The sequence below is a fragment of the Spirosoma lacussanchae genome (genome assembly GCF_005870035.1).
Lineage (GTDB): Bacteria > Bacteroidota > Bacteroidia > Cytophagales > Spirosomataceae > Spirosoma > Spirosoma lacussanchae.
In genome coordinates this window covers 1,913,884-1,939,493 of the sequence record NZ_SWJG01000001.1, presented here as the reverse complement: position 1 = coordinate 1,939,493, position 25,610 = coordinate 1,913,884, and the positions used below count along the sequence as shown (strand labels likewise).

The 25,610-nt window shown below is 56.2% G+C and carries 18 protein-coding genes; 1 reads left to right on the top strand and 17 read right to left on the bottom strand.

The genetic code is table 11. The annotated features are described in order from the left end of the window. The first annotated feature begins 10 nt into the window (after positions 1-10). The gene (locus tag FBR45_RS07990) at positions 11-628 is read left to right on the top strand and encodes a 3'-5' exonuclease (RefSeq protein WP_138500940.1); all 618 of its coding nucleotides are present in this window, start codon (positions 11-13) and stop codon (positions 626-628) included. An 18-nt stretch (positions 629-646) separates the two neighbouring features. Here the strand turns inward: FBR45_RS07990 and FBR45_RS07985 are convergent, their stop codons facing one another. The 17 genes from FBR45_RS07985 to FBR45_RS07905 form a co-directional block, all read right to left on the bottom strand. After that, a complete protein-coding gene (locus FBR45_RS07985) occupies positions 647-3,433 on the bottom strand; it encodes a CHAT domain-containing protein (protein ID WP_138500938.1) in 2,787 nt (928 codons plus the stop codon). A gap of 66 nt (positions 3,434-3,499) precedes the next feature. Further along, positions 3,500-4,909: a S8 family serine peptidase gene (locus FBR45_RS07980; RefSeq protein WP_138500936.1), complete on the bottom strand. Its 1,410-nt coding sequence runs from the start codon at positions 4,907-4,909 to the stop codon at positions 3,500-3,502. A 17-nt stretch (positions 4,910-4,926) separates the two neighbouring features. Further along, positions 4,927-5,703 carry a tetratricopeptide repeat protein gene (locus FBR45_RS07975; protein WP_138500934.1) on the bottom strand — a complete coding sequence of 259 codons (777 nt, stop codon included), beginning with the start codon at positions 5,701-5,703 and terminating at the stop codon, positions 4,927-4,929. Continuing rightward, positions 5,700-6,290, bottom strand: coding sequence for an RNA polymerase sigma factor (locus tag FBR45_RS07970; protein WP_077919973.1), 591 nt, complete (start codon positions 6,288-6,290; stop codon positions 5,700-5,702). Before FBR45_RS07970 ends, FBR45_RS07975 begins: the two co-directional genes overlap by 4 nt. 114 nt (positions 6,291-6,404) lie before the next feature. Further along, positions 6,405-7,778: a sensor histidine kinase gene (locus FBR45_RS07965; protein WP_138500931.1), complete on the bottom strand. Its 1,374-nt coding sequence runs from the start codon at positions 7,776-7,778 to the stop codon at positions 6,405-6,407. A 66-nt stretch (positions 7,779-7,844) separates the two neighbouring features. After that, positions 7,845-9,017 carry a site-2 protease family protein gene (locus FBR45_RS07960; protein ID WP_138500929.1) on the bottom strand — a complete coding sequence of 391 codons (1,173 nt, stop codon included), beginning with the start codon at positions 9,015-9,017 and terminating at the stop codon, positions 7,845-7,847. 54 nt (positions 9,018-9,071) lie between these two features. Next, positions 9,072-9,728: an HAD family hydrolase gene (locus FBR45_RS07955; RefSeq protein ID WP_138500927.1), complete on the bottom strand. Its 657-nt coding sequence runs from the start codon at positions 9,726-9,728 to the stop codon at positions 9,072-9,074. 90 nt (positions 9,729-9,818) lie between these two features. Continuing rightward, complete coding sequence (locus FBR45_RS07950; RefSeq protein ID WP_138502017.1) at positions 9,819-11,924, bottom strand: outer membrane protein assembly factor BamB family protein; 2,106 nt, start codon at positions 11,922-11,924, stop codon at positions 9,819-9,821. Positions 11,925-12,124: 200 nt separating this feature from the next. Then, the gene (locus FBR45_RS07945) at positions 12,125-12,838 is read right to left on the bottom strand and encodes an RraA family protein (RefSeq protein WP_077919978.1); all 714 of its coding nucleotides are present in this window, start codon (positions 12,836-12,838) and stop codon (positions 12,125-12,127) included. A 93-nt stretch (positions 12,839-12,931) separates the two neighbouring features. Further along, the gene (locus FBR45_RS07940; RefSeq protein ID WP_246082149.1) at positions 12,932-14,218 is read right to left on the bottom strand and encodes an MFS transporter; all 1,287 of its coding nucleotides are present in this window, start codon (positions 14,216-14,218) and stop codon (positions 12,932-12,934) included. 12 nt (positions 14,219-14,230) lie between these two features. Then, complete coding sequence (locus FBR45_RS07935) at positions 14,231-17,194, bottom strand: glycoside hydrolase family 2 protein (protein ID WP_138500925.1); 2,964 nt, start codon at positions 17,192-17,194, stop codon at positions 14,231-14,233. Between the two features lie 13 nt (positions 17,195-17,207). Next, positions 17,208-17,996 (bottom strand): SDR family NAD(P)-dependent oxidoreductase, encoded by a 789-nt coding sequence (locus FBR45_RS07930; RefSeq protein ID WP_138500923.1) that lies wholly within the window; start codon positions 17,994-17,996, stop codon positions 17,208-17,210. Next, the gene (locus FBR45_RS07925; protein WP_138500921.1) at positions 17,996-19,408 is read right to left on the bottom strand and encodes a glycoside hydrolase 5 family protein; all 1,413 of its coding nucleotides are present in this window, start codon (positions 19,406-19,408) and stop codon (positions 17,996-17,998) included. The genes FBR45_RS07930 and FBR45_RS07925 overlap by 1 nt, the downstream gene beginning before the upstream one ends. Before the next feature lie 14 nt (positions 19,409-19,422). Beyond that, positions 19,423-20,616 carry an enolase C-terminal domain-like protein gene (locus FBR45_RS07920; RefSeq protein ID WP_138500919.1) on the bottom strand — a complete coding sequence of 398 codons (1,194 nt, stop codon included), beginning with the start codon at positions 20,614-20,616 and terminating at the stop codon, positions 19,423-19,425. 67 nt (positions 20,617-20,683) lie between these two features. Further along, the gene (locus FBR45_RS07915; RefSeq protein WP_138500917.1) at positions 20,684-22,060 is read right to left on the bottom strand and encodes an endo-1,4-beta-xylanase; all 1,377 of its coding nucleotides are present in this window, start codon (positions 22,058-22,060) and stop codon (positions 20,684-20,686) included. A 69-nt stretch (positions 22,061-22,129) separates the two neighbouring features. Continuing rightward, positions 22,130-24,040 (bottom strand): glycoside hydrolase 5 family protein, encoded by a 1,911-nt coding sequence (locus tag FBR45_RS07910; protein ID WP_138500915.1) that lies wholly within the window; start codon positions 24,038-24,040, stop codon positions 22,130-22,132. Positions 24,041-24,122: 82 nt separating this feature from the next. Next, positions 24,123-25,583, bottom strand: a complete 1,461-nt coding sequence (locus FBR45_RS07905) for a RagB/SusD family nutrient uptake outer membrane protein (RefSeq protein ID WP_138500913.1) — start codon at positions 25,581-25,583, stop codon at positions 24,123-24,125. Between the last annotated feature and the right edge of the window lie 27 nt (positions 25,584-25,610).

Here is a 25,610-nt window from a genome sequence, read left to right as displayed (position 1 = left end):
ATCATACCCCATGCCCTACCTTGTACTTGACCTCGAAATGACCGGCCCTGAGCCGGATTATAACGAAATTATTCAGATTGGCGCAGTACTTTTCGACGACAACTGGGTCAGGAAGGGACAGTACCTTACAAACGTCTACCCCGAGAACGAAGATGCCTTCTCGTCGTCTTCGGAAAAGATTCATAACTTGTCTCTGGCTGATTTGCAGGATGCGCCCATGATGTACGACGTATTGCCCGAGCTGGAAGAATGGATCTGCAAACAACTCTCTATACGGGTACCGGCGGGTCAGCTCGACCGTACGCCTTACCTGCGCGACGTGATTATCTGTGGCCAGAGCGTCATCAATGACATCAATTTTTTGAAGGAAGCGTATCGGTACGAAAAGCTAAAGTGGCCGTTTTCACGGGTGCTGCTCGATCTGCATACACTTAGCTACTTTACCTTCCGGGTCCTGCGCGCGAACGGCCGTAACGTGCCGGACCGGCTGAGCCTGACAGCCATTGCCAGCTATTTCGGTCTGGCACGGGAAGATGGCTTTCATAATGCCCTCGAAGATGCGGAACTCACGGCAAAGTGCCTGGCCGAGGTTTTTAAACTGGCGGACACCATGAAACCCAATTTATAAGAAAACGCTAGCTACCCGTTACGACAGGTTATACTGTGGAGACGGCTGCGCGACCCGACGTTTCCTACGCCACCAGGCCCAGATAAGACCCAGGCTCAGCAACAGCAAAGCGCTGCCGACCATCCAGGGCCAGGCCAGCGGCTGGTCGATCGGAGCCGCATCGCCTACGACGATCAGACCTGCCCAATAGTTGGGTAGTTGATTTTCGCCCTCGGCTTTTGCCAGCCAGTCGCGCTGGGCCTGCTGCAGGGCTAAGTCCTTGGGCATTCCTTCGGCCAGGTAGCGATAGAATAAATTGGTGATGTCGTAGGTTGCTTTGTTCTCAACACTCCAGAGGGTTGTCAGTACGCTGGGAACACCAAGGGCAGCGAAGCCCCGCGCTAAACTGAACACGCCTTCGCCCCGCTGGTTGGCTCCAATGCCGGTTTTACAGGCTGCCAGCACTACCAGTTGAGTATTAAATAAATCGTTGTTACCTAAGTCAGATAGTTGTAGGGTCGAATCGGCAAAGTAAAGCTGAGGCTCCTGGCCCGTACTATCATCAGCAATGGCGTGGGTAAAGAGGTGAACAACGCGCGCGCTGGCGGCTTCGTCGAGGAAGGTTCGGCGTCGGGCTTGCGCATGGACAAGCAGCACCGACGACCCGAACCGATCGGCTATTGGCTGAAGCGCAGCATCTGATCCCGGGAGAGACACCTGCCCCAGACTAGCCGCGAAGGTTACCGGTGCTACCCCCAGAAAATCAGTGTTCCGCAAGTTGGCCGTAGCGGAGGCTCTCGTTTCATTTTTCAGCAGCAGCCGCGCCGAATAGGCATAGCTGAACGCCTTTGTCTGCACCAGATAGTCGGCGGTACTGGCCGAGCGGCTCAGAGCCTCGAACGGGACAAACGCCCCATCGGGCGACACGATAACCCGGCCTTGGGGTAGCCTAATTGGAGCCAGCAGCTGCTGATAGAGTGAGTGTCCCAGCCGCATGAACTGACGCACGTTGGCCCGCTGGTTCATCGCATCAGGATTGGCCAGCAAGTCCATAAACGAGCGAACGGTCTGGCTGTAGTTACTAAGCGGTTGCCGAACCAGCGTTGTACGCCTACCGGCCACGCCCAGTACATACAGGCTACTATCTCCTATGAAATAGCTGACATACGATGTTTTCCGTTCGGTCAGGTATGCTTTCAGGTCAGCCAGGTGGGTGGTCGTGGTGTCGTACTTATAACGGTAATAAGCCGGATTGGAAGCTTCCAGCCCCCGCCGGAACCGATCAAGCTTAACCTGGCCATCCAGCAGGGCTACCCGCAAACTATCGTAAGCCCTGCCTGCCGGTGCATTGGCCAGCGCGGTTTGCTGTTCACTGAGGGTGGCCTGTAATCGTTTTTCTTCGGCATTCTGTTCGACTGTCAGCTGCCGCCGGGCTCCCAGCTCGTTCAGTTTGTCGGCCAGCATGACGGCCCGGCTTTTTTCAATAAACCGAAATGCCTGTTCGGCATCGCCCAACCGCCAGCAGGTTTCAATAGCGCGCTCGTAAAGGGTTCTGGTTTTATTTCGCCAGAACAGTTTCGACTGCTGCTCGGTATGTTCCCACCGCATGAAGTCGATCATCTGATCGGCCACCTGGTAGGTATGCAGGGCATGGTACAGGCGTTGTTTGTTGTTTCCGGTCGCCCTGGCGTAGTCTAACCAGGCGTCCGCTTTGTCCTGAACGGTGGTGAGCAGGTACTCGCGCTGAAGCACGGATCGAATAGATTCGGCTGCCGGATTTTTTGTTATATCCGACGCAGCAAACCGAATATTAGGCACGGCTGCCAGGCTTTGCTGATAAACGGACAGGGCTTTCGTATACTGCCCCTGCCGACGCAGTGCCGACGCAATGTTATCGAGCAGGCGGACCCGATTCATCGGATTGGTTTCTACCTGCAGGGCCTCCTGATAGGTCTGAACCGCCCGGGGGTAGTTTTTCTGTTTGAAATACAAATAGCCAAGATTATTGAGAACAACCCCTTTCAGCGCGGTATCATTGGCCTGATCGGCCAGCTGAACCACTTTCTGATAGGCCTTCATCGCCGACACATTCTTATTGCGATTGCTCTCTATGTCGCCCAGTAATAAATACAACTGCGGCAGAACATCTGTTACAGCAGCCGCAATACTGAGTCGGCAGGCTTCTTCAATAGTAACAATGGCGTCATCGTAACGGCCGAGCCAGTACAGGGCATTGGCTTTCTCGCGTAATAGTTGTGCAACGATTCGCGGCTTATTCAGACCGACAGCCTGCCGCGAGCCCGATTCGGCATAAGTCAGCGCCTGCTGGTACTCTCCTCCCGATGCGCTTATGTAAGCCAGGTTCAATAACGAACTGGTCGCCCATTTCAGGTCAGCATCACGACCTTTGGCCCAGCGTAGGGCCTGTAGTAAGGATGCCGTTGCCTGTTCCGCTCTGTTATCATACAGATACGACGAGCCAGCCAGATAGTGAGCCTGAGCCGCCAGCGCCCGGTTTTCGGGCCTAGTAGTGGTCAGTTTCACCCCTTGCTGATAATAGCCGATGGCCTCGGCGTATTTTCCCTGCTGTCTGAATTGAGTACCGGTAAACAGGAGTAGACGCACAAAAGACGTATCGACAGGCTCATGACAAGCCCTCCATCGTTTTTGTAGGGCGAGGGCCTGTCCGGCCAGCTGGCTAGCCTCGAGCGTCGTATTTTTCTGAAGCCGGTCCCAGTCTGACCGGAGCGCAGGGCATTGGGCATAGGTAGTTAGCGTAGCCAGCGTATAGCCACTGATCACCCAAAGCAGTCGTGCGTTTCTCATAGCTATACTTAATAACTGAACGGACACTCTCAACTACACGGATCGCCACTACGCTGATGGCCGGCCTTAGTTCGTCTCGACTGGAACAACCGTACCCTGATCGATCTGATCGGTGAGCGCGGTGATTCGGCCCGGTATCGACATGAGCATCCTCAGACGCTCCGGTATGGTGGTGGGGCGCTGGTTGCATTTCACGATTTGCGCAACCGCAAATGGCGTTGCAAATGATGACCCCTTTACCGGCGGAAACGTAACCGGAGGTAAATTATCTTCCGACACCAGTGGCTCAATAAATTTGCCATCGTTTCCGCTGCCGATACCCATGTTAACAAACCTCTTTGAAAAGTTTTCGACCGTCTCGAAACCCCGCAGAGGAATTCGCTTCACGGTTGTCACCGTCACTACGCTGGCAAACTGGTCACTATAACAAGAAGGCCATCTGCGCTCATCGTCCAGATTTACAGTCTTATTATTCTTTACATCACCCTCGTTACCAGCCGCATTAACCAGCCAGATTCCCGCATCCTGCAGGCGCGGTATATAACTACTTAGTAATCGGTCTTCTGTCGACTGATAAAATCCCCAGCTGGCATTGATCGCTACCGGCTTTTGAGGCAAACTGTCGGAGTGAAGCAGGTATTCAAAGCAGCAGAGAATATCGAATAGCTGACCTATACCGTACTTGTCGATGACTTTCAGCGGCAGAATGCGAACCTTGTGCTCCATCTGTCTGCTGATGATGGCCGCAATACGACTTCCGTGCTTGCTCCGGTCGTTGTCGTCGTAGGGATAGTTCTGGTCGTGTACGAAATCCCAGCCGATAAAATCTGGTTCAATGGTTTTTCTGCACAGGGGTTTTCCGCCGTTAAACTGAATCGGTATCGACTCGGTATTAGGGTATGAAAAATCGATACCCGTATCCATAATACCCACAATCGGAAAATCTTGCCAGGCCGGCGAATCACGGATGATGCGTCGGAGTTGAAAATCGAACAATGTCGGCTTTATTCGCGGTGGGTTCGGGTTGCCCGGCCCGCCGGAATCCAGGATTTTGGGCGGAGGAGTAATGGTACCGCCCTCGGAGTAGTGTACATCATTGGCACTACTCTTGACTATATCGAGGGTAGGACCAGAAATAATCTTTATATCCTCCGTTAACAGGTGCGCGTTATCACCTTCGAGCAATACCAGATTCGGATTACAGTGGGATCGTTTGATGACCCGTGCTTGGCTGATTTCTACTTTTCGTTTGTCCCGGCCCCCGATACCCACGAGACCTAAGCTCTTCTCATGGTCCACCTCCAAAGGCTTTTCGAACAGCGCAACCAGTTGATTACGTACTACCAGTCGGCGCGGGTCAATCTCGTCTGGCACCGTATCGGGAACGAGCTCACCTTTTTCATATAACCGCTTAACCTTCACATGAAAATTGGGGCGCCCTGGGTTCAACATGGGTTTTTCCTTAGAGTGGGACATGACTGGGTATAGGTTAATTACAGCTGTTTAATAAGAGACTGCGCGGTGCTTTTGCCTTCCAAGTTGCTGGTAATGACCTCGTCAAGCAACTTTTTGGCCTGCTCTTTATCCATCGGTTGGTTCCGTTTGAGCCGGGCGAGTGCTTCGAGGAACATGCCTGGATTTGAATACAGGTCTGTCCGCTGACTAAGGCGGTGAAAACACGCTATGGCTTCGTCGTAATTTGCCTGTCGTAGGGCAACAAGACCGGCCAGTTTCAGGACGCGATTATTATCGGGTTGCTCGGTAAGTAGCTGATTAAAAATCAGTTCAGCTTCCTGAAATTTTTGCTGGTTATACAGGTCAATACCCTGTTTAAGCCGGTCAGCCGGGCCGCCACTCATGGTCGTGCTCAACTGACCGTATTGCTGGTTGAGGTAGGTGTCGGCCAGTTCTACGGCACTTGTTGGCCCGCCGGCCTGGCGGAAGATGTACCAGCCCAGCCCCAGCAGCAGCACGACGCTGGCCGCTGCAACCCAGCGCATGGGTGCCCGCCATAGCTGGGGCTTTGCCGGTATGGAGTCGTCAGTGCCGGTGGACAGGGCGGATTGCGGATGTTTGTTCCGGCGCAGGGCATCCAGTTCGGCCAGGCGCTGCTCGCGGGCTTCCTGCCGGGCCACCTGTTTGGTCAGCACATAAAAGGCAAGCGCATCGGCCACGGCCGGGTCAGTGCGGAGCGAGGTCTCAAACCGCATTCGTTCATCGGCGGAGAGTTGACCGTTCAGGTAGTTTTCAATGATCTCCAGATCGTTCATAGCATGTCGCGATAGCGTTCGCGCAACTTTTCGATACAGCGCAGTCGGCTGGTTTTGGCAACAGCGGCCGTGTTGTAGCCCATGGTCTGCGCAATTTCGTCGTCAGAATACCCTTCTCCCCAGGCCAGAATCATGGCGCGGCACTTATCGCCAATACTTCGCAAATGCCGATGCAGGGCGTCTACGTCGCTCTGGGCAATGAGCCGCTGTACCGCCGAACGGGCTTCATCGGGTAATTGCAGGAGCGTATCGTCGAGCGATAGGGCATCGTGGACACTACTTCGGTTAGTCGTCTTTTTCCGAATAGCGTCAACACATTTGTTCGAAAAAATTTGATAGAGATACGTTTTAAGCTCCGAACGGCCCTCAAACCGGCCGGTGGTAATGTGTTCGAAGAGGGTCAGGACCGAATCGGAGTAAGCACTGGCGCAATCGTCTTCGGTCAGGCGGTGTTTTCGCACACCGTCGGCAATGAGGTAATCGTATTTTTCGTACAGCTTATTTTCAAAGAGCCGACGCTGTGTACCACCCGACCGGATACCCGCCATCAAATCAGCGTCCGATAACTGCCGGCGTAAAGGCTCCATAAGAAGTAGAGGTAGAGAGGTTTATGGGACGTAAAGTAGATAAAAACAGGCAATAAAGTCTACGATCATTCGATAATTCATCCCTGCCAGCGCCGGCCTGCACCACGATCTGGCTCAGGCTATAACGACGTCTTCGGTCAGCGGACACTGAAACGTAATGAGGGTACCAGCTCCGGGCGCTGACTCAATATGGAGCTGCCCGCTCAGCGATGCGGCCCGCTGGTTCAGGCTTCTTAGTCCATTGCCGGTTGTCCGATCCGCTACCCTGAATCCCCGGCCATCATCGCGCACACGGACCTGGAGTACGCCCGCCTGCTGCCTTACCTGCACGTAGACATGCGACGCCTGCGCGTGTCGGACGGCGTTGTGCAGCATCTCTTTCACCATCAGAAACAGATCCCGCCGTCCTTCGGCCGGCAGAACCCAGGTAGGGTCGCTGTCGAGCGGCAAATCCAGGTGAAGCTCCGTGGGCTGATGATCGAAGAGCAGGCTGGCCGTTTCGCGCAGGCGGAACGAGAAGCTCTCCAGCGAAGTTTGCGCCGAGTTCAGGCTCCACACAATTTCGCGCATGGTGGCTACCACCCGCCGGGATGTCTGCCCGATGGTCAGGATCAGGGAGCGCGCTTCGTCGGGTTGGCGGTCGAGCTGGCGGGCGGCTGCCTGGCTGAGCAGGTTGATACTACTTAGGTCTGAGCCTACGTCGTCGTGCAGGTCGCGGGCAATATCGTCGCGGATGCGCTGAAGTTTTTGCTGTTTTCGTTCGTTTTCGAGAAGCTGTTCGATCAGCTGCGCCTGGTATTTTATTTTTTCCTGTTCATTCTCGCGGTTCCGCAGTGACATACCCAGCGTGAAGCACAGTACTTCGCCCACCACGCCGAGTTGCATGAAGGTTATTGGATACGTAAACGGGTGGTCGATCTGGCGGGTAAACAGCGCTGGTATGAAATTGATACAGAGGGCCAGCAAACAGCCCGATGTAAACAGCAGCGATCCGACAATAAAGTAGGTAACAACGGCCTGCCGCAGCCGCAGAATCCGGGGCATCACCAGCAGCGCACCAGCCGCCACGCCGAACCGGTTGATCGTATACAAAGTGCTCCGCAGGCTGTCGGAGGCCCCGGCCAGCCACAGGACCGTATCGAGCAGGGCCCCGGCAATCAGTATCGTGGTAATGACCCAGAGTATTCGGTAGCTGACCGGGTCCTGCGCGGCAATGTTCATCAGCAGCACTGAAAACCGGATGTAGAGGACAAAGGCAATGGTTTCGAGTAGGGCAGCCCGGTAATCGGCTCCGGGCAGGTAATCGACTTTACCGTAACCAATGTCATCGATCCAGAAGGTAGCGACCATACACAGGATGTAGAGCGCATACTGCCAATAGATTGACTTTTGCTGCTGAAAATAGCTCAGCAGGGCATACAGCGCCATCATGCATAGCATGCCGTCGAGGAACAGGCGTAGCGTCGTGTAGGCGGCAGGTAAGGCCATACTAAAAGCCTATGATCAATAGGTCAACCAGTTATCCTACAAACATACGAGTAAGCCTGAATATTCCTATGGAATCAGAAACGGGCGTGGACTCACGCAAAGAGCCAGCACCAGCAGCGCCAGCCAGCCCAGCAATTGGCGCTTCCCATCGAGTGGTTCGTCGAGCTGGGTTTCGGGATGGTAAATACCAAGAAAGCGACCTAGCACAAAGGCAAAGGCCAGAAATCCCGAATACCCTTCCCAATCGGGCCGGAACGAAGAGATGACCAGCTGCGCCATAACTACGCTGAGCGTTACGAGCAGCGGAGTCATGCGAAAGCCCGCCCGGGGGCCATCCTGCTCGTCTATTCTGGAGAAACACAGGTACAGGAACAGCACATACAGCCCGAAATATCCCAGCTGCGAGAAAAAAGCGTCGTCGGTAGGCACCGCAAAATCGGCGGGTTTGAAAACCCCGAGTCCGGCGTAGAAGACAAAGCCCGTGAAGAGCACCGGCGCTACCCGGTTAAACCACGTCCGGCCAATAAGTCCGTACAGGATATGTCCGCCATCCAGCTGACCAATGGGAATCAGGTTGAGCGCGGTGAAGAACAGAGCCAGATACCCCGCCAGCAGAAACGGATAGTGTACCATTTCGTAGGGGTGCGGCACCCGCGCAGGGTCGGCCACGTACGTTTTAAAAAACCAGAACAGCAGGTTATCGCCCAGTCCTACGGCTCCGCCCGGGGGCAGGTTAGCATACACGTACTTTCCGTAATCGAGGCCGTATTTCTGGTACTCCGGGTGGATGCTGAAGACATATTCCGGGGGTGGCAGGTGAGTAAATCCGTACCAAAGCACAACCAGCGCCAGCACAAATCCGGCCAGCGGTCCGGCAATACCGATATCGAAGTATTTTCGTCGGCTGCCAATGTAGTCTTTGATTCGGATAAAAGCGCCCAGCGTACCGATGCTTTGCCCGACCAGGAACCAGAGTGGTATGTAATACGGCAGAGTTACCCGCACCCGGTTAGCTTTGGCGGTAAAGTAATGGCCAAACTCGTGTACGGTCAGAATAGCCAGAAAGGGCACCGAAAACTGCAATCCGGCCACAAACTCGGCCCAACCCAGGGGTTTCATGCCCTCGATGGCGATGAAGAGCCGGCCAAACATCCATTCCGCTCCTGAGAGTGTGGTGGTAATCAGGGTAAGCAAAAAAAGACCTCCGTGCAGGAGGTAGGCACGAGTGCGCTGGTTCATGTCGAAAACGCGGGTACAAACCCGTTCAGTGAGCAGAAAGGCGGTATGACCGCATCACGATAAATCCTTTACGTAGTCCAGCATCGTCAGGGGTGGCTGCACCTGAACCGCCTGAATACCTAACTCGGCGGCTGCGCGGATGTTCAGGGCGTTATCGTCGAAGAAAGCGGTTTCTTCGGCCCGGATGCCAGCCTGGGTCAGCACGTGCTGATAGATCCCGGGCGCTGGTTTGGCCATCCGGAGGTCATACGAATAGAACACCGTCTCGAAGAGCTCTTCCAGCGCTGGCTGCCCCATGCCGGTCAGCACCTGGTTGACCTGCCGGATATGGATGGGACTGGTGTTGCTCAGCAAGAACAGTCGGTAGCTGGTCCTCAGCTGCTTGATGCGCTCGATGCGCTCCACGGGCAGATCGAGTAGTACCGTATTCCAGGCCGTATCAATGACTTCGTCGGCCCAGCCTTTGGGCGCATCGCTATACTGGCTGATCAGTTGCCGGACATGGTTGCGGAAAGCGTCGTCGTCGATGAGGCCGGTTTCGTAGTGGTTCAGGAAATCGTGCTGTTGCCACAGGTCCCGAACATCGTCTTCGGGCATGTTGGCCAGCATGGCAAAATTGCGGATCGGGGCCGTCAGGTCGATGGGGATGATAACGTCGCCGAGGTCGAAAATAAGGTTTTTGAGCGTTGCGGGGTTGAGTGTAGACTGCATAACTGGCCGGTAAGCGGTAGGTTCAGAAAGCCAAAGATACGGGTAGAACAGCACACAACCCGTATCCGTTCTTTCCCCGATTGCTGCCCGTTAGGGGGCCAGCGCGTAGGCCACATACTGATCGCCCGATTTTGATTTCAGCTTGCCCCCGCCACAGGCAATCACAACAAACTGCCGGCCACCAACTGAATAAGTAGCCGGCGTCGCGAATCCGGCAGCCGGCAGGCTTGTTTGCCAGAGGATTCTGCCGGTTTTCTTGTCGATTGCCCTGAGCTGACTGTCTTTACTGGCCGCGATGAACAGCAGCCCGCTGCCCGTTACCAGTGGCCCTCCGTAATTATCGGTGCCGGTGGGCGGAATGCCTCTGGCGGTCAGTTCGGGGTACTCCCCCAGCGGCACCTGCCACCGGTGTTCGCCCGTATTGAGGTCGATGGCGGTCAGCGTACCCCAGGGTGGCGCACTGACCGGGTAGCCCTGGCTGTCGTACCAGCGGTTATAGCCCGTATGCTGGTAAGGTATATCACTGGTCCGAGCCCGACTCGCCTGAGCCAGGGTGGTTTTGTTCAGCAGATAGTCGACAATGGCTTTCCGCTCTGCTTCGGGTAAGTGTGAGAAGCCGGGCATCATACCCCGTCCCCTGAGTACTACCTGATGAATAGCCTCCGCCGAGAGCCGCCGGTCGATCCCGAGCAGCGACGGATACGAACCGTCGTGATTACCGCGCCGGTCGGTTCCGTGGCAGGATGAACAGTTTGCCCTGTACAGCTGCGCCGTCGACACCAGGGTCTTCTCGGCAGGCTGGTCTTTCAGGATAAGCGTCGAATAGCAAGGGTTCTGCTTGGCCGGAATATAGATAGTACCTTCCGGATCGGTAGCGGCTCCGCCCCACTGTGCGCCCCCGTCGGTGCCGGGAAAGAAAATGGTTGTCTCCGCCGTTAGGGGTATATACGGGCTGCCGGTTCGGGCTTTTCGCAGCATAGCCACCAGGGCGGGTCGGTCCGAAGCCCAGGGATTAATGTCTTTTTCGGTAAAGGTCTGCTGCGTAAACGGGGCTGGTTTCAGAGGAATCGGCTGGGTACGGCTGGTCTGCTCACCCGCCACGGCATCGCCGGGAAACGGTTGTTCAACAACCGGAAACAAAGGTTTGCCCGTTACCCGATCAAAGACAAACACGTGTCCCTGTTTAGTTATCTGAGCCACGGCGTCGATGCGTCGGGGTCTGCCGTCTGGCCCTTTCTGCACGACCGTCAGCAGGTTGGGGGGCGCGGGCGGGTCGCGGTCCCAGATATCGTGGTGAACGAACTGAAAATGCCACAGGCGCTTCCCGGTGGCGGCATCGAGCGCCAGCAGGCAGTTGGCAAACAGGTTATCCCCTTTTCGGTTTCCTCCGTAAAAATCATAGGCGGCCGATCCGGTGGGGACGTAGACAATGCCCCGCTGCCGGTCAATAGCCATACCGGCCCAGGCATTGGCCCCACCCAGCCGTTGGCGGGGGTTGGCGGGCGACCAGGTCGAGTACCCATAATCGCCCGGCTGCGGAATGGTCCGAAACGTCCAGACCGTTCGGCCGGTGCGTACGTCGTAGGCGCGCACGTCGCCCAGCAGCGCAGTTTCGCCTTCGGCCAGCCGGGCCCCCACGATAAGCAGATTTTTGTAGATGGTGTTGGGCGTATTGGCCCGAACGTAGTTGTCGCCACCGGGTCGGTCGATGCCTTGCTTGAGATCGATATAGCCGCCCTGTCCGAAGGACTCGATCAGGGCACCGGTGCGAGCCCGTAGCGCGTAGAGGTTGTTACCAGCCCCGAAGAAGATCCGCTCGTCGGGGCCATCGGTCCAGTAGGTCACGCCCCGGCTGGTGGTACCGTCGGTATCGGGCAGGTTTGTCTTCCAGATTTCCTTACCGGTAGCTGCGTTTACAGCAAAGGCCTGGGTATTGGCCGATACGCCGTAGAGGATACCGCCTACAACGATCGGGTTGCACTGCATCTGGGTTCGGTTACCAACGGTATCAGCTCCACCCGACGCATAGCGCCAGGCCACTTCCAGCCGCTGCACATTAACGGGGGTTATCTGAGCCAGGGGCGAGTAATGGCTCCGCTGCCCGTCGCCGTTGTATTCGGGCCAGTCGGTATTCGGTTCGGGGCTATTGACCGCCGAGCCCATAGCCGTCATAAGCCCCAGCAGCACACGTTGCATTCCAGACAGGTAAGCCATACTATCCGATTCGGGAGAACTAGAGCGGTCGACAATCCGGGCCGGTCCGTACAGCCAGCCCCTTCCTGAACGAAGCGCGGGTAGCCGCTTTTTTTACTCGTCCATCAACCCGCCCGTTCGCCTGGCTACCCGGAAACCGGAACGGACAGACGAACGGGCGGTCAGCCGGGTAACCAGTCGGCTCAGAAACGGCCAAACTCCTGGTAGACCTCGAACGGGTCGCGGCCGGTAGCCATCGCCTGACGACTCTGAGCCTCATCGGCAAAGGCCTGTTCGGCAATTTCCAGCACTTTGATGGTCAGCTCCTGTGGTACCACCACCACCCCGTCGTTATCGCCGAAGATATAGTCGCCGGGATTCACCTGCAGCTGGCCGCTCATGCCTTTGACGTAGATAGGAATTTGGTAATCGACCACCATGAACCGGCCAAAAGCCTCGACCGGATTCCGAAACCGGCAGAACGTCGGGAAACCCATATCGATCAGGTAGTTGGAGTCGCGCGTGGACCCGTCAATGACAGCTCCCACACAACCCGCAGCCGCAGCCGCGGTGGCGGATATTTCGCCAAACTGCCCGCAGGAGGTGTCGCCCTGCGTATCGCGGATCTGGACAACCCCATCGGTCATGCTCTTGAACATACCCAGCCGAATATCATGCACTTTATGGTCGCGGCTGGGCGTCGCGATACCATGGGCGGTAAACGCTGGCCCGGCCACTTTCATGGTATGAACCAGCGGGTAGATACCGCTCGACATACACTGGTTGTGGTAGCCCAGCCCTTCGAGGGCATCCGAGATCAACGCGGCATACAGTTTTTTGTAGCGGTAAGCCACTTCGGCGGTATCGTAGTCTACGAAGTGCTTGCGGACAGGATAATCGTTAGCAATGATTTCCATGTAATCAGTTGATTTATAGGTTACAATTTCAATACGTTCAGTCAGTTTCAGGCAACGCAGGGCAGACCAGGCCTATGCGTTGACGCTTGCCTTTTATAGGCTATGTTCTTTATCGGCCTCAAAAAACCAGACAGCCCCCGCCCCGATCAGTAGTCCCCCGACCACATACACCCCCGAGAGGCTGGCCAGCCCAATGGTTAGCCCGAGCGTTGGTTTCAGCACACCCAGCAGATAAGGAGCCGATGCGCCGATCAGAAAGGCACAGGCCAGCATCAGTCCGTAGGCCGATGAGCGAATGGTGGGCGCAACCACCTCATAGAGGGAAGCCACGATGTTGGAGTCGTACCAGCCCCGGAATATGCCGAAACCAAACAGAGCTGCGTAGGTCATGACCTGGCTCTGGCTCATGCTGATCCAGTAGATGAAGGGCGCGCCCAGCAACAGCCCGAGTGCCTGGATCACCAGTCGGTTGCGGGGGTTGACGCGGGCAAAATGATCGGCCAGCTTCCCGCCCGACAGTACGCCCAGAAAAGCACCGGCATGGTGGTAGAAAAGCGCGGAGAAACCCGCCTGCGTAAGACTCAGCCCAAACTTATCGACCAGAAACGAGGGCATCCAGGTCAGATACCCCACGTTTACAAACACCATGCAGCCAAACCCCAGGGTAAGCAGTATCACCGTAGGTTTGCGGATAATGGCCCGGGCCGTGGCCACGATCTGAGTCGTGGATTCCTGTCGGCTGGCGGGCCCGGCGGCCGGTACGTCTTCGGGAATGAGCCGGAAGAAGACAGCCGCCAGCACGATGCCCAGTCCACCAAACAGGTAGAAGGCATGGCGCCAGCCATATCGTTCACCGATGTAGCCCGCAATCAATCCGCTCAGAATGATGCCGAAATAGACGGCCGACTGGTGAATGGACAGCACAAAGGACCGGTTGTGGCGGTAGTTTTCGCCCAGCATCGCGTTGGCCGATGGCGCGTAGAAGGCTTCGCCCCCACCCGTTCCGACGCCCCGCAGCAAAACAAACTGCACCACCGACGAACAAAGGCCCGTGAACAGGGTGGCCCCCGACCAGAACAGCAGGCAGAACCCGATGATATTCCGGCGCGAGAACCGATCGCCGATGAAGCCCGCTACCGGCACCAGCAGTCCGTAGGTCCAGACCAGTGCCGACGCAATCAGGCCCAGTTCCGCGTCGGTCAGGCCCAGCTCGGTGCGGATGAGCGGCAGCACCACGCTGAATATCTGCCGGTCGGCCTGGTTCAGGAAAAAGGCCAGCCACAGCAGGATCAGCAGGGTCCAGCGAACGGGCATCTGGGGCGGTTTCGGGCGGGCGGCCTCTGGGATCGGCACGAGGCCCGGTGGTTCGGATGGGTTCATGTTGGATCGGGTTTACTTACTTGTTTTCTGAACCAGCAGCGCTTTGGTATCCAGCGGCAGGCTCACCACCGGCGCGTTCCAGGCACTCACGGTGACCAATACCGTTCCGGCTGACATCTCGCGGGGAGCGTCGGGCTGCTGGGTATCGCCCCGCCAGAGCACCGTAGCAGCCAGGGTCCGGACTTCGCCGGGGGCCAGCCAGAAATAGTTATCATCGGCAACGAGGGCGCGTCTGGCCCCGGCAACATCGAGTCGGGTCATAAAGGCGGGTGTCGTACCTGCGTTCCGTACCTGCACCGTTAGTTGCGAGCGGCTATCGTCGAGCGGCTTCACCGACAGCAGTTTGCTTTCGAGCGTGGTGGTTGTTTTCTGAACGGTTGTTTTCAGGAAAGGCCCTTTCTCGATCGCCGGCCAGGCCACGGGTTCCGCTACGTACCTATCATGAGTGGCTTTGTCGTCCATCATCGTCAGCGAACGCGGGTAATAGAGGGAGCGCGACACCAGCTTGCCCGACGCGTCGGTTAGTTCGGCTACGACAAACAGAAAGCGGTCTTTATACCCAGCCGGAATCGTAAACGCCCCGATGGTTGCCGAACTGACGGAGGGGCCGGCCGCAATGGCCAGCGGTTTACTGGCTTTCCAGAGTGGGTTGAACCCATCGTCCAGCACCGTTATGCGTACCGTGTGACCAGCCAGCGCCTGGGGCTGGGCGTGGGTGACTTTGGTGGTCAGCCCGATGGTTTCGCCGGACGCCCAGATCAGCCGGGGCAGGTCGATGGCTACGTGCGTCGGCTCATAGGTACGTTTCAGGAAATAGTACGGAGCGGCTGCCTGTCCGAACCAGTCCATCAGTTGAATGGCAATGACGGGCCAGTGGCGTTTAAAGACCCAGGGCATCAGGCCAGCCGTAACGGGGTAGTTGCCCTGCATCTTTTCCGAAAAGACCTGATAAAATTCACCCGCCCCAATCTGCGACGCTTCGGAGATAGACTCGAGCGTTGGGTCGGCCATGTCGGCAATGTGCGATGCCCGGCTCAGCATGCGCGGCACCCGACCGGGGCCATACTCGGTAAAATGATGAATAAAATCGGGGTGCGAAGGCCCAAACGCTTTATCCCACATCTTGCCCAGCCCCGTAAACTCCTTGTTGTCGACAGTTTCCAGAAATACGCCCGCTTCGGGAATACTGTGCATACCCGTTTCCGACACCCAGGGCTCAAACTGGTAGCTGCGGTTATACCAGGTGGGGTCCATGTCGGGATAGGCGTGCATGGAACCATCGTCGGGAGTGGTGCGGACAAACAGCCTCGACTTATCGAAGATATCCAGGTTTCGTTCGATGATGCCCATCGAAGCGGCATTGCCGTACGAATAGGGGTTAAACTCGTTACCGCCATTCCAGATCACGAGCGAGGGATGGTTCCGTAGCCGGAAAATGTTCTGCACCACCTGTGCTTCCCAGACATCCTGCGGATAATCGGGCGTATCCTGGTTACCGATCGGGAAGTCCTGCCAGACCATCAGCCCCAGCTCGTTACAGATGTCGTAGAAGTGATCGGTTTCGAGCAGCCCCCCGCCCCAGATGCGGATCAGTTGTACGCCCATTTTTTTGGCCGCTTCGAGGGTCCAGCGGTAGCGTTCGCGGGGCAGATCGAGCAGAATATCCTGCGGGGTAAAGTTCATTCCCTTTACGAAGAGCTTCTGCCCGTTCACGATAAATTGCCAGTTTTCCCACCGGTCGGCGGTGCGCGGCCCGGCGGTGGGTACGCGCTCAATGGTTCGGATGCCATAGTCAAACTGCATTCGGTCTACCGGGCTCCCGTTCTGCTTCAGCGTCAGGCTGACGTCGTACAGGTTCGGGTCGCCCATACCGTTCGGATTCCAGCGCTTCGGGTTCGGCAGGGTGATGTCCTCTTCGAGCCAGATGCGGCCTTCGTAGGCGGTAACCGGGTACTCTCGGCTGAACGCTTCGCCCGGCTTTGTCTTTGTCGACTGACCGCCTGACCCGGTCGCTGACGCCATTACTTTTGGTCTGAGTTCGACCAGCACACTCAGCTTTTCGGCCACCGGCTTAAAAACCGTTCCTTTTTCGTTGGGATGGTTCAGCTGGGTGTTGTTCCAGGGATGAAGCTGTTTCTGGAGCGAATGGGCCTTCGCAAATACTTCGGCGGAGAGGTGCAGCTGAGCCGCGCTGGCCGTCAGGCTTCGGGTGGTCATATACGGCCGCTCCAGATGAAAGGGCGGTACAATTTCGAGCCGGACGCCCTGCCACATCCCCACCGAGAAAAACGGTTCGCCCCCCGATCCACCCGAAATCACCCACGGCTTAATGATTTTACCACTGGCCCGGGGATTAAAGCCGGTTCGTTTCGAGTAGTCAAATTCGCCCGAGGCCGTGCGGGGCAGGTTCTCGTAATCGGTTGCCCGGTTTCCCCAATTACCCGCCCGCACCTCTACCGTGATGTCGTTGTTAGAGCCCGGCTTCAAAAAACGGCTCACCTCAACGGTAGGCCCGCCAAACATGCCTTCATGAACCCCCACCAGGCTGTCGTTGACCCAGACTTTCGAGAAGTAGTCGACGCCGTCGAAACAGAGAAAAACAAAGTTATCCCGGGCAGCCGCCGGCACGTCGACCGTCTTTTTGTAGTACCAGGCCTTTTCTTCGACCCAGCGGTACTGGGTTGAATTCCGGTTATAATATGGATGCGGCAACTTTCCGGCCTTGAACAGCGACCAGTGAACCGAGTTGGGTATGGTCGTCTGAAAAGCTCCCTGTCGGCTTTGTTTCAGGTCCGTTACCGGCTTGTCGGCATAGGACAGTTCCCAACCACTGCCCGACAAATCGATGTGCTGCGCGCCCGTTCGGGGGGTCACGCGGTACGGTTGCCAGAGTTTTCTGGCGGTCATGTCAGACTGGGCCAACACTTCGCTCGTTAGCAGCCAGAGGCCTAAAAAGAGGGTGCTATATATCTTCATGCTGCGCTTTCGGTTAGTTGGTTTCGTAGGGTTTTACCTGTCCATACCCCCGCATCAGCAGGAGCCCACCATCGATGGTGATGGTAGTACCGGTCATGTAGCTACCGGAATTGATTAAATCGACCAGCACACCGGCGATCTCGTCGGGCAGGCCAAACCGACCGGCGGGAATGCCGTTGTTCACCGTCTGAAGCAGATCGGGGTTTTCCCAAACATCCCGGTTAATATCGGTCTGCACGGCCCCGACGGCCACCGTATTGACCCGAATGTGGTGCGGCCCCAGCTCCATGGCCACGCCTTTCATGAGGGTTTCCAGCGCCCCTTTGGTTGCCCCGTACACGCTCAGTCCCAGCCCCGGCCGTATTCCATTGACCGACGTAACTGTCCAGATGCTGCCCGCTACCCGATGGCTGACCATGTTGCGGGCCACCGACTGGGTCAGGAACGTGGTGCTTTGGAAATTGACGGTGTTGAACAGCTCAAAGTCGGCTTCTGTAACATCCAGAAAATGGCGTTTGTAGGATACCCCGGCATTGTTCACCAGTATATCCAGCCCACCGGTAATGTCCCAGGCCGCTTCGCCCAGTCGAATAGCCTGCTTTACATCCGACAGATCGGCCTGTAACACATGCGCTGTACCCCCTTTTTCGCGAATGGCTTCGGCGACTCCGGCGGCTTCGGCCTGGTTCTCGTGGAAATGCACCACCACCTCATGGCCTTCGTCGGCCAGACGGAGCGCAATGGCCTTACCTATGCCCCGGGAGGCACCCGTTACCAGGGCTTTTTTGGGTGTTGACTCCATCAGTAGTCCAGTTTTACGATGATTGACCGGGAGAAATCAGGCAGCGACAGCGCTTTGCCAGGGGCACCCTTCGTCCACTCGCCTTTCCAGGGATTATAAAAGGAAAGCGTTCGGGAGGCAGGAAGCCCCGGTTGGATGGTTTTTCGGGACAGCACGGCTGCCGGCCGGTTAGCTTCCAGCTCGCTTTTCCAGTTCGAGGCCGTGTCCCTCACCCAAAGCAGGGTGGTTGTCCGGCCCCGCAAGCCGTAAATCGTCAGGCCATTGTCGGCCGATAGCCGGAAGGGAACGGCCTGCTGCGCTACTGGGTCGAACCCGCTGACGGCTTCGTTAAATCGGCTGAAATGCCACCACAGGTTATTTTTTTCGATGTAATAATCCCAGTGCCAGCTCTGCCCCGGCCCGGCCGCTCCTGCAAAGAAGGGTGCGAACAGAAGGTCGTGCAGTACGGTACCCTGCGTATCGGCCGGGTACCGTACAAAGGGACCGGTATGATGCGGTTCCACGGCACCCACTTCCGACAGCAGGACAGGTTTTGCCGGTGCCAGGGCTAGTAGACTGGTGACCGCGTCGCTGGCCAAAACATCCATCGGTGCCTGACAAACGGGTAAGGACGCCCCTTTGTCGAGGTAGCGATGGGCCTGCGCCAGCTCATTGTTCGGCAGCGCCGAGTACGTCCGGTACAGCTCATGCTGTTTGGGCGAGTCGTAACTGCCGAGCGTTTGCATTACCAGCTGATTCGGCACCAGCGCCTTCACCCTGTCGAGCATGTCGGTTGTCCACGCCAGCAGCAAGGACTCATCGTCGACCCGTACCGAGTTCAGCTCATTCCATAATTCCCAGCCAAAAACCGTTGGGTTATTGCGGTATTTTCCGGCGAAAAAAGCGACCCGGTTCAGATACAGTTGCTTTCCTTTTTCCAAGCGAAAAAATTCATCCATCGACGAAATCGACCCGGCATAAACGGGCTTATCGAATGGCACGGAAGACGGAAAGGGCGCCGGTGAGCCGGTGATTTTGCGAAAATGTTCCAGGCAGAATTTGATGCGTATGCCGTGCTTTTGGGCCAGCCCGACCAGGCCGTCGATCAGCGTTTCGGTTTGTTTGTCGACCAAACCCGGCTGCTGCTTTTCGACTTCCAGCATGGGCGCACTTAACCAGATGCGCGTAAAATTTCCGCCACTGGCAGCCAGCCGACCAAAATAGTGGTCGTAGTAGGCCAGCAGGCTGTCGCCATTGGTCACCAGGCGGGCAAAGCAGATGTTGGGGCCCACCGGAATAAAGGGTTTGCCCGCCAGCTCCAGATACCTCGGATTGGTTTTGCTTACCCGTACAAACGCAACCGGCTGGGCCACCCCTTTCAGACAAATGAGCAGTGCCAGCAGCAGTACGTTTCGAGTCAGAGAATATTCCATAACAGCCCTGTTATTTACATCCCGCCCACCGTCGGAAACCAATCAGGCCGATACGGGTCCTGATGAAAACGGGCGTAGTAATCGCCTTTTTCTTCGTAGTATTTTCCGTAAAACGTCATCTTGTCCTCGTCGAGCGATACGCCCAGCCCCGGCCCGGTTGGCACCTTGATACAGCCGTTTTCGTAGCGCATCAGCCCCCCCTCAATGATGTCGTCGGTCAGGTAGTGGTAGTGCGCATCGCCCGCAAAATTCATGGTCGGAATCGTCGAGGCTGTATGGATCATGGCCGCCAGCTCGATACCAAATTCGGCGCCGGAGTGCATGGCCACGCCCAGGTTGAAGGTGTTACAGACGGCCACCAGATCTTTCACCCCACGCGGGCCTTCCCAGTAATGAATATCGGTCAGGACAATGTCGACCGCCCCCATCCGGATTGCCGGAGCGAGATCGTCGAAACGGGCGGGGTACATATTGGTCGCAATCGGAATTCGGATCTGCTTCCGAACGGCCGCGTTGCCTTCGAGCCCCCAGGACGGGTCTTCAAAATACTCGATGTTGAGGTCTTCGAGCCGGTGGCCCATCTGTACAGCAGTCTGCACCGACCACAGTCCGTTCGGATCGATCCGCAGGCCGAAGTCGTCGCCCAGCTGCTGACGGCAGAGTTCGAGCACCCGCACCTCTTCTTTGGGCGCCATAACCCCCGCTTTGAGTTTCATGGTGTTAACGCCCAGCGTTTCGTGCAGTTCGACGCAGAAATCGGCCAGGTCTTCGGCGGTTTCGTCGTGCCGTCCATCGCCGGGGCGGTCGTAGCGCCAGAACAGGTAGGCAATAAAGGGTACTTCGTCCCGTACGCGACCGCCCAGCAGATCACTCAGTGGCCGGTTCAGTACCTTTCCCTGAATATCGAGACAGGCCATTTCGATGGCGGCATACAGGCGGGCATTGGACATGTAATAAATGCTGCGCAGTACTTTCAGCTTAATTTTTTCGAGGTGAAACGGGTCTTCACCCACAATCCGCGGCTTCAGCTTCTGTAGAGCGCCCCGCTGATCGCCCCCGCCCACTTCGCCCAGTCCCACCACCCCTTCGTCGGTGATGATTTCCAGAATGGTACGCAGAAAATAACCCGGATGAACGCCGGTATTGTGGCGGAGCTGAGCGTTGAGCGGAATAGCGACACAACGGGTACGTAAGTCAATGATTTTCATAGCAGTATAAAGAACCGGACAACTGATTCCGGCCGTTCCGTTAAAGGGTATCTGTCAGGTTGTTGGGTTAATCCAGCACCACCACGATATCGCGCGTGCCGCTTTTCGGGCATTGAATTTCTTTCTCGTACGTCTTGCCCTTTAGCTGGGTTACCAGCTTGTATGTACCATAGAAACCCCGGTAGCTGGCCGCGTTTGCGGTTGGTTTTACGGTCAGGTTCGTGCGCCACTCTTTATTGATCAGCCGGTCGAGCACGTCGTAAACCGGCTTTTTGGTAAAGTCTCGGTTCAGCAGCCCGCCTTTCCATTTGTCTTCGCCGGGAATCACGCTGCCATCGGCCCGGATTCCGGCCGGGGCCGCCGTACCATCGACCAGATTCCACCAGATAATGGCTTCTACCTTTGGATGACTGAACCACAGCTTATAATAGTTCTCCGTCATGACCGCCTGGTAATCAGGGCCTTTATCAGACAGTGCCGAAACCGTAATCTCGGTGATGTGCAGCGGCAGGTTAAAGTCGGAATACAGGTCGAGCGTGTTGAATAACGTAGTAGGTGTCATCTCTTTGCCCTTCACAATCTGTTCGTATTCCGGCTCGCTGAAGTTGTGAAACTGCAGGCCGATGGCGTTGATCTTGGCGTTACGGCGCAGCAGACTTTCGGTGAGCAGATAGTCGGCGCTGTATTCGCGTTTGTTGCTCCGTTTCCAGATCGCGGTCGTGAAGTTGAGGGTAAAGACATTGCTGTTCGGAAATACCCGTTCGCTGTCCTTAAAAGCCTTGAACGCGAAATCTTTGGGCATCAGTACGTCGGCATGCCGGTCAGTCACTTCGTTGACAACATCCCAAATCTGAATCTCGTGACCATAGCGTTGGGCAATCTGCTCGATGCGTTTGCTGATTTTCTGCTCCATGATCTTCTCATCCTTCGGGAGCCAGGTCGGTATGGACCAGCGCGGGTTATCCCAAACGAGGGTATGACCTTTGGGGGTAATAGCATGCTTCCGCGCAAACTCCATCACCAGGTCGGGAGCCGGTCGGCGGTAGCTGTAGGGGCTGTCTTTGCCGAAACGCAGCTTGCCAGGCTCGGGCTCCAGCTCGGGCCAGTAGAACGGAATGGTGACGAAGTTGAACAGCCGGGCAAAGTGTTCTTCGTACAGCGCATCCTCCTTCGGGTTTTTAAACCCCTTGACCATAAAGCCATTGGCACCAAAGTAGAAATCGTGGCGGGTTTGGGTCAACGAGACGTCGCCCGGCGAAACCGGATTTCCGTCTTTATCCGTAAACCGCACCGTAAAGGCCCCCATACGATTTTCGCGAATGCCGTCAGCGATGCGCTGCTGCACGGCGGGACTGGCCCACTGGTTTTTGTAGTCGTCAGACAGCTGAGCCGACAAGGGCAGTGCCGACAGCGTCAGACAGGTGGCAAAGACAAGTTGTTTCATACTTAGGGTAGTAGCCTGTCAGCTGGCTGACAGGTTCGTTGTGAAAGAGGTTAACGCTGTTTGGCTGGCCTATCTGGCCGTTTTTAGTGATCCTTTGAATCCGAGATGCACCCGCGCAAGCCAGGGGTAGGTATTGGTGGCCCCCGCGTTGCCGGTTACGACCCTGACTGCAACCGTACCGTGGGGCAATGCCGGCACGGTGTAGGTGTACTTATCAATCGAATTATCCTTGTTGCCAGAAATCTGGCTGGGATAGGCGGCTCGGTGGGTTTTATGCAGCCCTCCCTCCGGAAGTGCGGTCCAGGATGAGCCATCGGTCGAGTAAAACAGATTAACGGCATCTACCTTGTCGCTAAAAGCGATCACTTCAATCCAGCTCAGCGTATCGGCCCGGTAGACCAGTTCGCCCGACTCACTGCCGACGACCCGCTCCGCCTGAAAAAAATCTTCTTCTGTTTGCCGGAGCCGGGGCCATGATTCCTGGCTGATCCGCAGATTGTTGGAATGCGATGCGGTCAGTGAAAAGTCTTTCAGGTTATCCATCACTAGGCGGGATGTGGGTACTACGGGCCCGATTACATTCGATGCGGGTGATATGCCAGCCTCGTTTTTACCCTTGACCCGGTAATAATAGGCCTTTCCGGGAATGGCGCTGGCATCGGTAAACAACGGATAGAAATAAAGATGATAGCTGATATCCAGATCGGTACTGATCACCTGCCAGGGACCTTTTGCCGTACTGGCTCTTTCGATGATATAATATCTCGCGCCGGGCGAAACGCGCCATTTTAGGGCGACGGCATCGCTTCGTAAACTGGGATACAGGTAGGGAGCATCCGTCGGAGCAGGCAGGGCGGGCAGCTGCTTCCCCCGGATTTTATAGCCATACGCCCGGACCAACATCAGATTTTCCCGTTCCTTGAAATAGTCGCCACTGTCGAACCCGGGCCAGCGGCTGCCACCCCAGGAATAGGAATGAAACAGCGCATGGCCACCAATGCCGCCATTGTACTGCGGTTTCATTAAACTCCAGAGCAGCGCCCCGCTTGTACCCGTGTTACAAACCGCTTCCAGAACGTCTTTGAATCCATCGAAGCGCTGAAACTCGTCAATAATCAGCGGGCGTTTACCCTGGCATTCGTTCCAGAGTTCGGCGACCGTATTCCGATAGTTGGGGTATTGCCGGGTTTTAACAATGTCGATGTTGGTATTATTGGCCATTACATCTGTCACGATGTCGTTCATCTGCTGTACCCCATTGGCCCGACGTGGATCGGCAATCAAGTGGTTGGGGTCAATACTCTTCAGATAGGCGGCCATTTCGGCGATCCAGGCGCCCTGGTTGTTCGGCACCTCGTTACCAAATTCCCAGGCCAGAATAGCCTTGTCGTTTTTATACAGTACGCCCGTAAACCGATTTTTCCGACTGACAGCAGTCTGTAGCAACTCCTTAAAGCCGGCTTTAACAGCCGCTGCCTGGTAGTAGTCGCCCCCGCCGTAGAGCTTGCTGAACGCAGCTGTTCCGCCCCAGTATTTGTTTTCCTTAACCAGGCAGAGAATGACCCGGATGTTATACTTGTTACACAATTCCAGCATTTTATCGATGCGCCGGAATGCCGTTTCGTTGTAGGTGTGTGGTCCCGAAACCAGGGCTTCAAATTCGCCAGAGCCATCGTTAACCGTGATTCCCCAGGTGCGGATGACGGTAACCCCCATCTGGGCCATGTCCTTGAAATGGGCTTCCATCTCGTAAGAGAGTTCTACCGGATCATAGACATACCCACTGGCCGGGTTGGTATGTTTATAGCCGTCATAGTGCCCATTGATGGTTGGTGTATTTACCGATATGAACCTGAACACCTGATTGCCCTCCTTTAGCCGGTCACCATCTCTGGTAATAAAATGCGTAAAGGCATTCGCACGTGGCTGGATGGCCGATACCAGAATGACAACGATACGCAGAACGATTGCTCTCAACATAACTCAATCAATCAAAGAAGAGTACAAATCAGGTAGCCGATAGGGTCAGCTACCTGACGGGATCATACCTAAACATTGTCAATCAATAGCCTGGGTTCTGGTCTTTGGCGGGGTCCAGCGCCGTATTAAAGTTTAGCTCACCTACAGGAATGGGCCAGAACAGATGCTTATCGGCCACGTCTTTACCCGTAGCGGCCTTGATACGGGCTTTCAGTTCGGCGGTGCCCAGGCGTTTGAGGTCGAGCCAGCGTTTGGCTTCGTACTGGGTTTCGTACCCCCGCTCCTGAATGACCAGATTGGCAAACGAAGTGGCGTTATAATCGGCCAGTTTGAAATCGACGGCCGAAGCCACGGTGGGTGGCTGACCATAGGCCCGGCGGTGTACCTGATTCAGCGCGTCGAGAGCAGCAGCGGTGGGTCCGTTACCGGCCCGGCTGGCGGCTTCGGCATAGAGCAGCAGGATGTCGGCATAGCGATAGATCGGGAAATCGTTACCGGCGGCATCACTACCCGGCGCCAGGGGATCGGCAAATTTTTTGCAGAGGAACGAATTGGCGCCCAAACCGATATTCCAGCTGTACCAGTTGTAGCCCTTGCGCAGATCGGCATTATCCCAGTTCTTGAAGACCGAGTTGGTCTGCGCATCGGTATAATGGGCGAAAAACCCACCGGCCCCGTGGAGACGGGAACCCGGATGGTGGGCAAACATAGCCAGGTACTGCCCCTGACCGGCCTGCCTGGTCATTTTCAGGTACCAGATTTCTTCGGTCGTCGATACAACGGTAGGGCCAAATACTTTGTCGAAATCATTAGCTACCGTAACGGGCACCAGCGAAAACAGCTTCGACTGGATAATCTCGTTGGCTTTATCCCGCGCTTCGGCATACTGGTTCCGGTAGAAATAGACCTCGGCCAGCGCGGCCTTGGCGGCCCACTTGGTAGCCCGGCCCACCTGTGCTCCTTTGTCGGGCAATACCGTTTCGGCTTCTTTCAGATCGGCCAGAATCAGCGTATAAACCTCTTCGGGCGTCGACCGTTTTATGTTAGGCTCATTAAGCGTGGCTTCGGTACGGATTGGCACCCCACCCCAGTTACGCACGAGCCAGAAGTAGCTAAACGCGCGGAGAAATTTGGCTTCGGCTACGTAGCGGGCCACGTCGGCCTGACTGATCGACGATCCTTTGGGCGCGTTCTGAATAACCAGATTGGCATTGCGGATGGTCAGGTAGAATAAGGTCCAGCCAGCATCGGTACGGGGAATATTGGTGCTGTTGAGCCCCTGAAAATCGCTCAGGACCTGGTAACTACCGCGTCCGTAGCTGTAATCGGTATAGGCTTCCAGCTGCGCGCCCAGCTGACCACTGATGTTGTTGGGCGCCCGAAGCTGGGCGTAAGCCGCGTTGACGGCCGCTTCTACCTCGCCGGCGGTATTGTAAAACGTTTCGACCGCTACCGCCTTCGGCGATTCCTGCAGTACCTCCTCGCAGGCTGTGAAGACAACAATGGCGAGTGATAGCGCGATTATGTGAATGAGAGATTTCATCGGATTAACAACATGAAGAGTAAGGGG

Bases quoted from the DNA above. Each gene is read 5' to 3' on its own strand.
- FBR45_RS07990 (WP_138500940.1), top strand. From the start codon at position 11: ATGCCCTACCTTGTACTTGACCTCGAAATGACCGGCCCTGAGCCGGAT.
- FBR45_RS07985 (WP_138500938.1), bottom strand. From the start codon at position 3,433: ATGAGAAACGCACGACTGCTTTGGGTGATCAGTGGCTATACGCTGGCT.
- FBR45_RS07980 (WP_138500936.1), bottom strand. From the start codon at position 4,909: ATGTCCCACTCTAAGGAAAAACCCATGTTGAACCCAGGGCGCCCCAAT.
- FBR45_RS07975 (WP_138500934.1), bottom strand. From the start codon at position 5,703: ATGAACGATCTGGAGATCATTGAAAACTACCTGAACGGTCAACTCTCC.
- FBR45_RS07970 (WP_077919973.1), bottom strand. From the start codon at position 6,290: ATGGAGCCTTTACGCCGGCAGTTATCGGACGCTGATTTGATGGCGGGT.
- FBR45_RS07965 (WP_138500931.1), bottom strand. From the start codon at position 7,778: ATGGCCTTACCTGCCGCCTACACGACGCTACGCCTGTTCCTCGACGGC.
- FBR45_RS07960 (WP_138500929.1), bottom strand. From the start codon at position 9,017: ATGAACCAGCGCACTCGTGCCTACCTCCTGCACGGAGGTCTTTTTTTG.
- FBR45_RS07955 (WP_138500927.1), bottom strand. From the start codon at position 9,728: ATGCAGTCTACACTCAACCCCGCAACGCTCAAAAACCTTATTTTCGAC.
- FBR45_RS07950 (WP_138502017.1), bottom strand. From the start codon at position 11,924: ATGCAACGTGTGCTGCTGGGGCTTATGACGGCTATGGGCTCGGCGGTC.
- FBR45_RS07945 (WP_077919978.1), bottom strand. From the start codon at position 12,838: ATGGAAATCATTGCTAACGATTATCCTGTCCGCAAGCACTTCGTAGAC.
- FBR45_RS07940 (WP_246082149.1), bottom strand. From the start codon at position 14,218: ATGAACCCATCCGAACCACCGGGCCTCGTGCCGATCCCAGAGGCCGCC.
- FBR45_RS07935 (WP_138500925.1), bottom strand. From the start codon at position 17,194: ATGAAGATATATAGCACCCTCTTTTTAGGCCTCTGGCTGCTAACGAGC.
- FBR45_RS07930 (WP_138500923.1), bottom strand. From the start codon at position 17,996: ATGGAGTCAACACCCAAAAAAGCCCTGGTAACGGGTGCCTCCCGGGGC.
- FBR45_RS07925 (WP_138500921.1), bottom strand. From the start codon at position 19,408: ATGGAATATTCTCTGACTCGAAACGTACTGCTGCTGGCACTGCTCATT.
- FBR45_RS07920 (WP_138500919.1), bottom strand. From the start codon at position 20,616: ATGAAAATCATTGACTTACGTACCCGTTGTGTCGCTATTCCGCTCAAC.
- FBR45_RS07915 (WP_138500917.1), bottom strand. From the start codon at position 22,060: ATGAAACAACTTGTCTTTGCCACCTGTCTGACGCTGTCGGCACTGCCC.
- FBR45_RS07910 (WP_138500915.1), bottom strand. From the start codon at position 24,040: ATGTTGAGAGCAATCGTTCTGCGTATCGTTGTCATTCTGGTATCGGCC.
- FBR45_RS07905 (WP_138500913.1), bottom strand. From the start codon at position 25,583: ATGAAATCTCTCATTCACATAATCGCGCTATCACTCGCCATTGTTGTC.